This is a genomic window from Citrobacter braakii (genome assembly GCF_009648935.1).
GTDB classification, from domain to species: domain Bacteria; phylum Pseudomonadota; class Gammaproteobacteria; order Enterobacterales; family Enterobacteriaceae; genus Citrobacter; species Citrobacter braakii.
Window position 1 is genome coordinate 3,543,501 of the sequence record NZ_CP045771.1, and the last position, 11,631, is coordinate 3,555,131.

At 51.9% G+C, this 11,631-nt stretch carries 14 protein-coding genes and 1 pseudogene; 10 read left to right on the forward strand and 5 right to left on the reverse strand.

Going from position 1 to position 11,631, the window contains the following annotated elements; genetic code table 11:
* The first annotated feature begins 187 nt into the window (after nucleotides 1-187).
* On the forward strand, nucleotides 188-655 hold the full coding sequence (slyB, locus tag GFC06_RS16545) for an outer membrane lipoprotein SlyB (protein ID WP_046276343.1): 468 nt from the start codon (nucleotides 188-190) through the stop codon (nucleotides 653-655).
* Nucleotides 656-702: 47 nt separating this feature from the next.
* Here slyB and slyA read toward each other — a convergent pair whose 3' ends face one another.
* Nucleotides 703-1,143 (reverse strand): transcriptional regulator SlyA, encoded by a 441-nt coding sequence (gene slyA / locus GFC06_RS16550; RefSeq protein ID WP_019076732.1) that lies wholly within the window; start codon nucleotides 1,141-1,143, stop codon nucleotides 703-705.
* Nucleotides 1,144-1,335: 192 nt separating this feature from the next.
* Here slyA and GFC06_RS16555 point away from each other — a divergent pair, with 192 nt between their 5' ends.
* The 3 genes and pseudogenes from GFC06_RS16555 (at nucleotide 1,336) to GFC06_RS16565 (ending at nucleotide 4,475) form a co-directional block, all read left to right on the forward strand.
* Nucleotides 1,336-1,572 carry a DUF1656 domain-containing protein gene (locus GFC06_RS16555; protein ID WP_016156432.1) on the forward strand — a complete coding sequence of 79 codons (237 nt, stop codon included), beginning with the start codon at nucleotides 1,336-1,338 and terminating at the stop codon, nucleotides 1,570-1,572.
* A gap of 2 nt (nucleotides 1,573-1,574) precedes the next feature.
* The gene (locus GFC06_RS16560; RefSeq protein WP_016152996.1) at nucleotides 1,575-2,438 is read left to right on the forward strand and encodes an efflux RND transporter periplasmic adaptor subunit; all 864 of its coding nucleotides are present in this window, start codon (nucleotides 1,575-1,577) and stop codon (nucleotides 2,436-2,438) included.
* Nucleotides 2,435-4,475 (forward strand): annotated as a pseudogene (locus GFC06_RS16565) (FUSC family protein). The gene GFC06_RS16560 and the pseudogene GFC06_RS16565 overlap by 4 nt, the downstream one beginning before the upstream one ends.
* On the opposite strand, the gene sodC reads toward GFC06_RS16565, so the two are convergent.
* From sodC to GFC06_RS16580, 3 genes are all read right to left on the reverse strand, one after another.
* Entirely contained in the window at nucleotides 4,451-4,975 is a 525-nt protein-coding gene (sodC, locus tag GFC06_RS16570) for a superoxide dismutase [Cu-Zn] SodC (protein WP_016156429.1), read from the reverse strand. The pseudogene GFC06_RS16565 and the gene sodC overlap by 25 nt on opposite strands.
* An 81-nt stretch (nucleotides 4,976-5,056) precedes the next feature.
* Nucleotides 5,057-5,953, reverse strand: a complete 897-nt coding sequence (locus tag GFC06_RS16575) for an aldo/keto reductase (protein WP_016152993.1) — start codon at nucleotides 5,951-5,953, stop codon at nucleotides 5,057-5,059.
* Nucleotides 5,954-6,002: 49 nt separating this feature from the next.
* Nucleotides 6,003-6,242, reverse strand: coding sequence for a DUF1289 domain-containing protein (locus GFC06_RS16580; RefSeq protein ID WP_016156428.1), 240 nt, complete (start codon nucleotides 6,240-6,242; stop codon nucleotides 6,003-6,005).
* Nucleotides 6,243-6,343: 101 nt separating this feature from the next.
* Here GFC06_RS16580 and GFC06_RS16585 point away from each other — a divergent pair, with 101 nt between their 5' ends.
* The 4 genes from GFC06_RS16585 (at nucleotide 6,344) to rnt (ending at nucleotide 9,342) form a co-directional block, all read left to right on the forward strand.
* Nucleotides 6,344-6,943 (forward strand): TetR/AcrR family transcriptional regulator, encoded by a 600-nt coding sequence (locus tag GFC06_RS16585; protein WP_016152991.1) that lies wholly within the window; start codon nucleotides 6,344-6,346, stop codon nucleotides 6,941-6,943.
* Nucleotides 6,944-6,997: 54 nt separating this feature from the next.
* Nucleotides 6,998-8,095 (forward strand): alkene reductase, encoded by a 1,098-nt coding sequence (nemA, locus tag GFC06_RS16590; protein WP_003029197.1) that lies wholly within the window; start codon nucleotides 6,998-7,000, stop codon nucleotides 8,093-8,095.
* Nucleotides 8,096-8,192: 97 nt separating this feature from the next.
* On the forward strand, nucleotides 8,193-8,600 hold the full coding sequence (gloA, locus tag GFC06_RS16595; protein ID WP_003029198.1) for a lactoylglutathione lyase: 408 nt from the start codon (nucleotides 8,193-8,195) through the stop codon (nucleotides 8,598-8,600).
* 94 nt (nucleotides 8,601-8,694) lie between these two features.
* On the forward strand, nucleotides 8,695-9,342 hold the full coding sequence (gene rnt / locus GFC06_RS16600) for a ribonuclease T (protein WP_131405887.1): 648 nt from the start codon (nucleotides 8,695-8,697) through the stop codon (nucleotides 9,340-9,342).
* 54 nt (nucleotides 9,343-9,396) lie between these two features.
* Here rnt and grxD read toward each other — a convergent pair whose 3' ends face one another.
* Entirely contained in the window at nucleotides 9,397-9,744 is a 348-nt protein-coding gene (gene grxD / locus GFC06_RS16605; RefSeq protein WP_003832760.1) for a monothiol glutaredoxin 4, read from the reverse strand.
* Nucleotides 9,745-10,077: 333 nt separating this feature from the next.
* Between grxD and GFC06_RS16610 the strand changes: the two genes are divergently transcribed.
* Complete coding sequence (locus tag GFC06_RS16610; protein ID WP_047417633.1) at nucleotides 10,078-10,908, forward strand: C40 family peptidase; 831 nt, start codon at nucleotides 10,078-10,080, stop codon at nucleotides 10,906-10,908.
* 127 nt (nucleotides 10,909-11,035) lie between these two features.
* Entirely contained in the window at nucleotides 11,036-11,617 is a 582-nt protein-coding gene (gene sodB, locus GFC06_RS16615; RefSeq protein WP_016152988.1) for a superoxide dismutase [Fe], read from the forward strand.
* Nucleotides 11,618-11,631: the final 14 nt, after the last annotated feature.

Consider the following 11,631-nt stretch of genomic DNA (forward strand, 5'->3'; position numbering starts at 1 on the left):
ATCATTACAATGGACGCTTTATTACATCAATTATATGAATGATTCGTTTATACTCGGTATATCCGATTTCGGTTAAGATTTTCATATTGTTCCAGTAGAACATGTGACCTTAGGCTCACAAGTGCCATATAATTTAGCCATGAAGGGTGCTTTATTAGCGTTTCGTGGTGTTAAAGGAGATTTGTAAATGATTAAACGTGTGCTGATTGTTGCATTAATGGGTGTGTCTTTGGCGGGCTGCGTTAACAATGATAGCCTTTCAGGCGACGTATACACCGCATCCGAAGCGAAACAAGTTCAGAACGTTACCTACGGTACAATTGTTCATGTTCGTCCGGTGCAAATCCAGGGTGGCGATGACGCAAACGTGATTGGCGCCATTGGTGGTGCGGTACTCGGCGGGTTCCTGGGTAACACCGTCGGCGGCGGTACGGGTCGTTCATTAGCCACGGCGGCTGGCGCAGTTGCCGGTGGCGTAGCGGGTCAAGGCGTACAAGGTGCGATGAATAAAACCCAGGGTGTAGAACTGGAAATCCGTAAGGACGACGGTAATACTATCATGGTGGTTCAGAAACAGGGTGCGACCAAGTTCTCAGCTGGCCAGCGCGTTGTTATGGCTAACAACGGCAGCCAGGTTACCGTGTCTCCACGCTAATCGAATTCACGTGTGGTCAGGCTCTGGCCACACGTCATCTTATCGTTTCAGCCCTGTGACTGCAGTTCAATAATATTGTGTTCCAGTCTGGCGACCAGTTTAATCAGCAGATCAATTTCCTCAGCTGAAATCCCTTCCAAAATTTCTCCACGCGTCTTGTTGATAACCGCTTCCATATCTGCAATCAGCGGCTCTGCTTTTTCTGTCAGTTTAATTCTCTTTGCCCGACGATCGCTGGCGCAAGTCTGTCGTGAAATGAGTCCCTTTTCTTCCAGCTGGTCAAGCGTGCGTACCAACGAAGGCTGCTCGATGCCAATCGCTTTAGCCAACTGAATCTGCGATTGATCAGGCGGCAATTGATGAATGTTGTGCAGCGTAACCCAATGCGTCTGCGTCAACTCCAGAGGTTTCAGGCGATGGTCAATCAGAGCACGCCAAATGCGCACCAACCGTGCCAGATCAGAACCTAATGGCGATTCCAATTTCATCTCCTTATAATTAGCTTGCTAAGTTATTATGCTGATTTTAGAATAGTGTGCAGCATTTGTATTCCCAAAACAAATGTATTGCCAAATTTGCTTACCGGCTGACATTTTTTCAGACATTATGCGTTACAGAGACTCATTGTCTCTTTTTTGCTAAACCTATAGCAATGCTCTCTTCCGCCAAGGATTTTGCCCGTGAAGTTTATGTTTAATGCAACAGGATTGCCCCTACAAGATTTAATGATCGGAGCATCTGTCTACTTCCCTCCTGTTTTCAAGGCGTTTGTAGCAGGATTTATTCTCTGGCTGGTTGTTCATCGCCTGCTACGCGACTGGATTTACTCCGGCGAAATCTGGCATCCCCTGTTAATGGATCTGTCACTCTTTACGCTTTGCGTATGTCTGGCCTTTGTAATGCTGATTGTGTGGTGATTATGTCGCTTAAAACCATTAAATACTTCTCCACCATTATAGTCGCTGCCATCGCAGTTTTCGCCGGATGGTGGATGTGGAATTACTATATGCAATCGCCCTGGACACGTGATGGCAAAGTGCGTGCTGAGCAGGTCAGCATCACGCCGCAGGTCTCAGGCAGCATTAGCGAACTCAATATAAAAGATAACCAGTTTGTGAACAAAGGCGATGTCCTTTTTATCATCGATAAGACGCCGTTTCACATTGCTGAACTAAATGCGCAAGCGCAGCTGGCGAAGGCACAGTCCGATCTGGCGAAAGCCAATAACGAAGCCAACCGCCGCCGTCATTTATCGCAAAATTATATCTCAGCCGAAGATCTGGATACTGCTAACCTCAACGTGAAAGCCATGCAGGCCAGCGTTGAAGCAGCCGAGGCCAGTCTGCGCCAGGCACAGTGGCAACTGACGCAGACGGTGGTCAAAGCGCCCGTAGCGGGCTGGGTCACCAACCTTTCAACTCGTACTGGAGACTACGCCTCAACCGGTAAGCCCCTGTTTGCCCTTGTCGACAGCCACTCTTTCTATGTGATGGGGTATTTTGAAGAAACCAAGTTGCGCCACATTCGTGAAGGTGCGCCTGCGGTTATCACGCTCTACAGCGGCAACATAAAGTTACAGGGTCACGTATCCAGTATTGGTCGCGCCATCTACGACCAAAGTGTGGAAAGCGATTCCGGTCTGATTCCCGACATCAAACCCAATGTGCCGTGGGTGCGTCTGGCCCAACGCGTTCCGGTCCGCATCGAATTCGACGCTCTGCCGCAGGATGTCACCCTGGTTTCTGGTACGACCTGCAGCGTATCTATCGGCCAGCGTAAATGAAACTGTCCCACCTGATGCCAGGCCATTGGCCGTGGTTTAAAGCCACGGTAGCGCAGTGGCGTTATGCGTTGCGAAATACCATTGCGATGTGTCTGGCGTTAACGTTCGCCTATTACCTGAATCTGGATGAGCCCTACTGGGCGATGACCTCGGCGGCAGTGGTCAGCTTTCCCACCGTCGGCGGGGTTATCAGCAAAAGTCTGGGTCGTGTTGCGGGTAGCTTGCTGGGTGCCACCGCCGCGTTGATTATTGCCGGTCATACCCTCAATGAGCCATGGTTGTTTTTGCTGAGCATGTCAGTGTGGATCGGTTTTTGTACCTGGGCATGCGCGCATTTCACCAATAACGTCGCCTATGCCTTTCAACTGGCCGGTTATACGGCGGCGATCATTGCTTTTCCCATGGTCAATACCATAGAGATTACGCAGTTGTGGGATATCGCTCAGGCCCGCGTATGCGAGGTCATCGTCGGTATCCTGTGCGGCGGCATGATGATGATGATCCTCCCCAGCACCTCCGATGGCACCACATTGCTTACCGCGCTGAAAAACATGCATTCGCGTTTACTGGAGCATGCCAGCTTACTCTGGCAACCGGAGACAACAGATGCGATTCGCACAGCCCATGAAGGTGTTATCGGTCAGATTCTGACCATGAACCTGCTACGTATTCAGGCGTTCTGGAGTCACTACCGTTTTCGCCGTCAAAATGCGTTGCTCAATTCGCTGTTGCATCAGCAGTTACGTATGACCAGCGTGATCTCCAGTCTGCGCAGGATGCTCCTGAACTGGCCTAATCCCCCGGCTAATACCCGGGAAATCATCGAACAACTGCTCAGCGAGCTGGTCAAATCCAATACCGACACCTACACCGTCGCGCGTATTATCGCCCCCCTGCGTCCTCTCGATGCGCGCGACTATCGGCACGTCGCCTTCTGGCAACGACTGCGTTATTTTTGTCGGCTGTACTTACGCAGCAGTCATTATCTGCATTTACTGGAAAATGGCGTTACCGCCGAGCGTATTACTATCGCCCGCACGCCAGGACTTGCCCGTCATACCGATAATGCGGAAGCTCTCTGGAGCGGATTGCGTACGTTCTGTACCCTGATGCTTATCGGCGCATGGAGCATTGGCGCGCAATGGGAATCAGGCTCTGGCGCACTAACGCTCGCGGCCATCAGCAGCGTGCTCTATTCCGCCGTAGCCACGCCGTTCAAGTCGCTTTCTTTGCTGATGCGCACGCTGGTTCTGCTGTCGCTGTTTAGCTTTGTGGTTAAGTTTGGCCTGATGGTGCAAATCTCTGACCTCTGGCAATTCATTCTGTTTCTCTTCCCGTTGCTCGCTACCATGCAACTCCTGAAGCTACAAATGCCAGCGCTGGCGGGTCTTTGGGGACAGCTAATCGTGTTTATGGGATCGTTTATCGCGGTGACTAATCCGCCGGTTTATGATTTTGCTGATTTCCTGAATGACAATATGGCGAAAATCACCGGCGTGGCGCTATCGTGGCTGGCATTCGCCATTCTGCGGCCTGGATCGGATGCGCGGAAAGGTCGCCGCCATATTCGCGCCCTGCGCCGGGATTTTGTCGATCAGCTCAGCCGACATCCCTCGCTCAGTGAAAACGAATTTGAGTCGCTGACCTATCATCACGTCAGCCAGCTCAGCAACAGTCAGGATGCCCTGGCGCGACGCTGGCTATTGCGTTGGGGGGTCGTCTTGCTGAACTGCTCGCACGTGGTGTGGCAACTGCGCACCTGGGAGGTGCGTTCAGATCCTCTGGCTCGCGTCAGAGACGTGTGTATTTCGCTGCTTCGCGACGTAATGAGTGAGCGCGGCGTCCAGCAACGACCGCTGAATGCCACGCTGAGTGAGCTACAGCGTATTTGCGACACGCTCGCCCACCATCATCAACCTGCGGCGCAGGAACTGTCGGCGCTTATCTGGCGACTACACTGCTCGCTTTCGCAGCTCGAACAGGCGCCTCCGCCGGGTACGCTAGGCAATTGATTATTTGATAACGCCACAGGCGTAGCGCGCTCCGCCACCGCCAAGCGGTTTTGGTTGATCGGACATATTATCGCCACCGACATGGATCATCAGCGCTTTGCCTTTAACCTCATCGAGCGTTTTCAGCCGCGGCGCAATGACCGGTGTTGTGGCGTTACCGTCGTTATTCACCACCAGCAGCGGCAGGTCGCCCATGTGGCCTGCGCCTTCCGGGCCTTCGTGCTTGCCGGTTTGGTGCGGATCATAATGGCCTCCTGCCGATTCCGCGGCTGAGGCTTTTCCTTCTTTAATCGCCGGTTGGCAACTGCCATTCGCATGGACATGGAAGCCATGTTCACCCGGCGGCAGCGCTTTCAGATCGGGCGTAAACTCCAGCCCTTTCCCGGTTTCAGCAATAGTGACCGTACCAATCGCCTGGCCGACGCCTTGCGACGTTACCAGATTCATCGTCACTTTTTCTTCACTTGCAGCCTGCGCACCTGCACAGGCGAGTAGAGTAATAATGGCCAAACTCAAACGCTTCATAAGACCTCCGTCCGAAAGGTGTCTGATTGATAAGTGTAAACCAGTGACACAAATTTGAACGGAGAAGCGTCAAAAACGCGATTACGGTACGTCGTAACCCAGCGCGGCTTTGCGAATACGGAACCACTGCTGGCGAGACATGTTCAATGACTCAGACTCAACGGCAGCGCGTACGCGCTCTATCTTCCCTGAGCCAATAATCGGCAACGGCTGAGACGGCAGACGTAAAATCCAGGCGTACACCACCTGCTCAATGGACTGCGCGTTTAACTCTTCTGCGATTGTGGCAAGTTCATTACGTAATGGCTGGAACGCATCGTCATTAAACAGACGACCACCGCCGAGGCAGGACCAGGCCATCGGACGAATGCGCAGTTGTTGCAGTTGATCTAAAGTACCATCCAGCAGGAGCGGCTGATGTACCGGTGAGATCTCAACCTGGTTAGTCGCCAGCGTGAACGGCAGACGCGATTGCAGCAGTGAGAACTGTGCCGGGGTGAAGTTAGATACGCCAAAGTGACGCACTTTTCCGCTATGGTGCAATTTTTTGAACGCGTCAGCGACGTCGTCCGCATCCATGAGCGGATCGGGACGGTGGATGAGCAGCAAATCAATATGATCGGTCGCCAGTAACTTCAACGATGCTTCCGCACTGGCAATGATATGCGCGCTGTCGGTGATGTAATGACCCAGCGCATTTTCCGTGCGCGCCGTCGTGGCGATCCCGCACTTGGTAACAATCTGCATTTTTTCACGCAGATGCGGGGCCAGCTTCAGTGCCTCACCAAACGCCGCTTCACACTGGTATCCGCCGTAAATATCGGCGTGATCGACGGTGGTAACGCCCAGATCCAGATGTTCTTCAATAAAGCTGACTAGCTGGCGCGCGGACATATTCCAGTCCATCAGGCGCCAATACCCCATTACAAAGCGAGAAAATTCCGGACCTTGCGGCGCAATAGTAATACGCTGAACCATAGCAGCTTCCTTATAAGTGAATGTGCATCGAGTATACGCAATTACGCTTTTAAAAGAGTGAAGGTTGTTGCGGTTCTTCCGAAGGGTTGGCTTTGTTTGCTCGTAATTTACGCATCAGGCGCTGACGACAAAGCCGTAGCACTTCCTGCTTTTCGGCATCGCTCATCTTTTGCCAGTTAAAACGCTCATCCCGACTGCGAAAACAGCCGCGGCAAAAACCGCGCTCGTCAGACTGACATATTCCACGGCATGGGCTCTGGACGGGGAAAAACTCCAGCTGTTCGGCCACATCCCCTCCTTTCGTAAGATTGATATACCTATTGAAGACGTTAACTGAATTTCTCGCAAGCGCTATTGCATTAGACCGACTGGTCTATTACACTCCTTCCCATGAACAAAATCACTGAACACGATACACGCGAACATCTGCTGGCGACTGGCGAACTGCTGTGTATGCAGCGCGGCTTCACCGGTATGGGCTTAAGCGAACTACTGAAAACCGCAGAAGTCCCCAAAGGTTCGTTTTATCACTATTTTCGCTCTAAAGAAGCGTTCGGTGTTGCGATGCTGGAACGCCACTATGCGGCCTATCATCAGCGACTGGCTACGCACTTTGATACGGGGGCAGGAAACTATCGCGACCGTATTCTGGCCTACTATCAGGAAACCCTGAACCAGTTTAGCCAGCACGGCATTATCAGCGGTTGTTTAACCGTAAAACTGTCTGCCGAAGTGTGCGATCTGTCAGAAGATATGCGCACGGCGATGGATAAAGGCGCGCGGCACATTATTGCGCTGTTAGCGCAGGCGCTGGAGAAAGGTCAGGCAAATCATTGTCTGTCCTTTGTTGGCGAGCCGTTACAGCAGGCGCAGGTATTGTATGCGCTGTGGCTGGGCGCCAACCTGCAGGCCAAGATTTCTCGTAGCGCCACCCCGCTGGAAAATGCGCTGGCGCACGTTAAAACCATCATTACTACGCCTGCCGTTTAACAGGCGTTTTTATTTCTTTTATTACTAGACGACCGGTCTATTCAGGAGTGCCATATGTCATCTGAAAAACTTTTTTCCCCACTGAAAGTGGGTGCTATTACGGCAGCAAACCGCGTATTCATGGCGCCACTGACGCGTCTGCGCAGCATTGAGCCTGGCGACATCCCTACTCCGCTGATGGCCGAGTATTACCGTCAACGCGCCAGCGCGGGTCTTATCATCAGTGAAGCTACACAGATTTCCGCACAGGCGAAAGGCTATGCGGGGGCACCCGGCTTACACAGCGAAGCGCAAATTGCCGCATGGAAAAAAATCACCGCTGCCGTACATGCGGAGCAAGGTCATATTGCGGTCCAGTTGTGGCATACCGGGCGCATCTCTCACGCCAGTCTGCAGCCCAACGGTCAGGCACCGGTCGCACCTTCCGCAATTAGCGCCGGTACCCGGACCTCGCTGCGTGATGAAAATGGTCTGGCAACGCGTGCGGATACCTCAATGCCGCGTGCGCTGGAAACTGAAGAAATTCCCGGCATCGTTAATGACTTCCGTCAGGCGATTGCCAACGCGCGCGAAGCGGGTTTCGACATGGTTGAACTGCACTCCGCTCACGGCTATCTGCTGCACCAGTTCCTGTCGCCAACGTCTAACCAGCGTACCGATCAATACGGCGGCAGCGTCGAAAATCGTGCGCGTCTGGTGCTGGAAGTTGTCGATGCCGGTATTAAAGAATGGGGTGCCGATCGCATTGGTATTCGCGTATCTCCGATTGGCTCATTCCAGAACGTTGACAACGGCCCGAACGAAGAAGCTGATGCGCTGTATCTGATTGAACAACTGGGCAAGCGCGGAATCGCTTACCTGCATATGTCTGAGCCGGACTGGGCTGGCGGCGAGCCGTATTCCGATGCGTTTCGCGAAAAAGTTCGTGCACGTTTCCACGGTCCGATCATTGGTGCGGGTGCCTACACACCTGAAAAAGCAGAAGCACTGATCGAGAAGGGCCTGATCGACGCCGTTGCTTTTGGTCGCGCCTATATCGCAAACCCAGATCTGGTTGCGCGCCTGCAGCGTAAAGCGGAGCTGAATCCGCAACGTGCCGAAAGCTTCTACGGCGGCGGCGCGGAAGGTTACACCGATTATCCTACCCTCTAACGTCACAAACTCCGTTCTGCCATTGATAGCGGCGTAACAACGCCGCTATACTAAAACAACATTTTGAATGTATTAGCCATTTTCGAAGGGGAAAAAGATGCGTTTACTTCATACCATGCTGCGCGTGGGTGACCTGCAGCGTTCCATCGAGTTTTATACCAACGTGCTGGGCATGAAGCTGCTGCGTACCAGCGAAAACCCTGAATACAAATACTCCCTGGCCTTTGTCGGCTACGGCCCTGAAACCAGCGAAGCCGTGATCGAACTGACCTATAACTGGGGTGTCGACAAGTATGAGCTGGGCACTGCCTACGGCCATATCGCCCTGAGCGTAGACAACGCAGCCGAAGCCTGTGAACGTATTCGTCAGAATGGCGGTAACGTCACGCGTGAAGCCGGTCCGGTAAAAGGCGGCACCACCGTAATTGCGTTCGTTGAAGATCCAGACGGTTATAAAATTGAACTGATCGAAGAGAAAGACGCCGGGCGCGGCCTGGGCGACTAACCTCCCCACGGGCGCAGATCGTCTGTGCCCGTAGTTTTATACTCATCATTTTGCCATAATACGCGCTGCAATTTTCCCGTATTAAGAGACCCAGATGTCCGATAACGCTCAACTTTCCGGTCTGTGTGACCGTTTTCGTGGTTTTTATCCTGTCGTCATTGATGTCGAAACCGCAGGGTTCAATGCCAAAACCGATGCGCTGCTTGAGATCGCAGCCATCACACTGAAAATGGATGAACAAGGCTGGCTGATGCCGGACACGACGTTACATTTCCACGTAGAGCCATTTGAAGGCGCGAATTTGCAGCCGGAAGCCCTCGCCTTTAACGGAATTGACCCTAACAATCCGCTACGCGGCGCGGTCAGCGAATATGACGCTCTGCATGCCATCTTTAAAATGGTGCGTAAAGGGATTAAAGACAGCGGCTGCAATCGGGCGATCATGGTGGCGCATAACGCTACGTTCGACCACAGTTTTATGATGGCCGCTGCAGAACGCGCCTCGCTCAAACGTAATCCATTTCATCCGTTCGTCACCTTTGATACTGCAGCCTTAAGCGGCCTGTCTCTGGGGCAAACTGTGTTGTCGAAAGCGTGCCTGGCGGCGGGAATGGAATTTGACGGGACTCAGGCGCACTCGGCGCTGTATGACACCGAACGGACGGCCGTGCTGTTTTGCGAAATTGTTAACCGCTGGAAACGTCTCGGCGGCTGGCCTCTTCCCATGCCTGAAGAGGCATAACGGACCGATAAAAAAAGCGACCATCACGAGGTCGCTTTTTTATTTACGCTGATATTATTCAGCGTCCGGCTCTTCGGTTTTGTATTTCGCCGCTGTTTCTTTAATCAGCTGCTGCAACTCACCGCGCTGGTACATTTCGATCAAAATGTCACAGCCGCCAACCAGCTCGCCATCAACCCACAGCTGCGGGAAGGTTGGCCAATTTGCGTATTTCGGCAGCTCGGCGCGAATATCCGGGTTCTGCAGAATATCAACATAAGCAAAGCGTTCACCACAGGCGGACAGCGCCTGCACAGCCTGAGCGGAGAAACCGCAGCTTGGCAGTTTAGGGGAACCTTTCATGTACAGGAGAATCGGGTTTTCAGCGATCTGGCGCTGGATTTTTTCGATAGTGGTGCTCATTATCTTGCTTCCTTAAACTTCTTTTACGGCAGTAGTCTGACATTGTAGCGGGTCAGACAGGCAACGGAAAATAACATTTTCATTACGCGTTATTATTTTATCCCCTGACGCCAAAAGTTGCATTCACAATCTCATTTATCCCCTTAAAGCCTGTGGATTTGATTATTCGTTCACCAACGCCAACTTTAATTGCTGATTTTTTTTGCGGTCGGTTACGAAACGTAGTTTTAAACAAAAAAGCTATTAACTTTCCCTCTTTCTATAGATTAGAATCATCAAGTTTTGAAAATCACACGCAGGCATGATAGACCTGCCTTACCAGAGGATTGCTCAGTGGCGCGGATAAACCGAATCTCGATCACGCTCTGTGCTTTACTTTTTACTACACTGCCCTTTACGCCCATGGCTCATGCTTCCAAGCAGGCCAGGACGACACCTACCCATTCCCACACCATCAAAACGGTAGATAAAAAGAAAAGCGCAACAACCAGCCAAAAAACAACAAAGACCAGCAAAAAAACGGCGACAAAAACCACCAGCAAAACCAGCACCAAAACCGCTTCCTCTTCTAAACATCGTACTGCCGCTCCGGCAAAGTCGACTAAAACAGTAAACCGTCGTGGTAAAAACACCGCAGCACAAACCGCTGCCGTTACCTGGACTGAAAAATGCACGCCGCGCAAAGGCCATAAGCCGCGCTGTGTAAAAGTGAAAACCACCGCACCAACGACGCTGGCTGACGCGCATAAAGTGAAAGTGCAGAAAGCCACTAAAACCGCCATGTCCACGCTGATGAACCAAATCGGCAAGCCTTATCGCTGGGGCGGCACCTCACCAAGAACCGGGTTTGACTGCAGCGGTCTGGTCTATTACGCCTATAAAGATTTGGTGAAATTCCGCATTCCACGTACAGCGAACGAAATGTATCATCTGCGCGATGCTGCGCCGATTGAACGTGGCGAACTGAAAAATGGCGACCTGGTATTTTTCCGTACCCAGGGGCGTGGAACTGCCGATCACGTTGGCGTTTATGTTGGCAACGGTAAGTTTATTCAGTCACCGCGCAGCGGCCAGGAAATTCAAATCACCTCTCTGAGTGAAGATTACTGGCAGCGCCACTATGTGGGCGCTCGTCGGGTAATGACGCCAAAAACAATTCGTTAAAAACTTACCCTACAGTACATGCTGTAGGGTAAGTTCTTCTTTTGCATAACCTTTCAATTTGCTACCCTATCCTTACTCACAATGAGGCTATTGTGTGTACTCAATATAAATAATAAGGAGAGAAGCAATGTCGTTTGAATTACCTGCATTACCGTATGCCAAAGATGCTCTGGCACCGCACATTTCTGCCGAAACGCTGGAATATCACTATGGCAAACACCATCAAACTTACGTGACTAATCTGAACAACCTGATTAAAGGCACGGCGTTTGAAGGCAAATCACTGGAAGAGATCGTACGTAGCTCTGAAGGCGGTGTATTCAATAACGCAGCACAGGTATGGAACCACACGTTCTACTGGAACTGCCTGGCACCGAACGCAGGTGGCGAACCTACCGGTAAACTGGCCGAAGCAATTGCCGCCTCCTTTGGCAGCTTTGCGGATTTCAAAGCGCAGTTCACCGATGCCGCTATTAAAAACTTCGGTTCTGGCTGGACCTGGCTGGTAAAAGGAACGGATGGCAAACTGGCTATCGTTTCCACCTCCAATGCAGGTACACCGCTGACCACCGACGCGACGCCGCTGATGACCGTTGACGTATGGGAACACGCCTACTACATCGATTATCGCAATGCCCGTCCTGGCTACCTGGAAAACTTCTGGGCGCTGGTGAACTGGGAATTTGTTGCGAAGAACTTCGCAGCATAAAAAAGATGACGCAG

Bases quoted from the DNA above. Each gene is read 5' to 3' on its own strand.
- slyB (WP_046276343.1), top strand. From the start codon at position 188: ATGATTAAACGTGTGCTGATTGTTGCATTAATGGGTGTGTCTTTGGCG.
- slyA (WP_019076732.1), bottom strand. From the start codon at position 1,143: ATGAAATTGGAATCGCCATTAGGTTCTGATCTGGCACGGTTGGTGCGC.
- GFC06_RS16560 (WP_016152996.1), top strand. From the start codon at position 1,575: ATGTCGCTTAAAACCATTAAATACTTCTCCACCATTATAGTCGCTGCC.
- sodC (WP_016156429.1), bottom strand. From the start codon at position 4,975: ATGAAGCGTTTGAGTTTGGCCATTATTACTCTACTCGCCTGTGCAGGT.
- GFC06_RS16575 (WP_016152993.1), bottom strand. From the start codon at position 5,953: ATGGTTCAGCGTATTACTATTGCGCCGCAAGGTCCGGAATTTTCTCGC.
- GFC06_RS16585 (WP_016152991.1), top strand. From the start codon at position 6,344: ATGAACAAAATCACTGAACACGATACACGCGAACATCTGCTGGCGACT.
- nemA (WP_003029197.1), top strand. From the start codon at position 6,998: ATGTCATCTGAAAAACTTTTTTCCCCACTGAAAGTGGGTGCTATTACG.
- gloA (WP_003029198.1), top strand. From the start codon at position 8,193: ATGCGTTTACTTCATACCATGCTGCGCGTGGGTGACCTGCAGCGTTCC.
- rnt (WP_131405887.1), top strand. From the start codon at position 8,695: ATGTCCGATAACGCTCAACTTTCCGGTCTGTGTGACCGTTTTCGTGGT.
- grxD (WP_003832760.1), bottom strand. From the start codon at position 9,744: ATGAGCACCACTATCGAAAAAATCCAGCGCCAGATCGCTGAAAACCCG.
- sodB (WP_016152988.1), top strand. From the start codon at position 11,036: ATGTCGTTTGAATTACCTGCATTACCGTATGCCAAAGATGCTCTGGCA.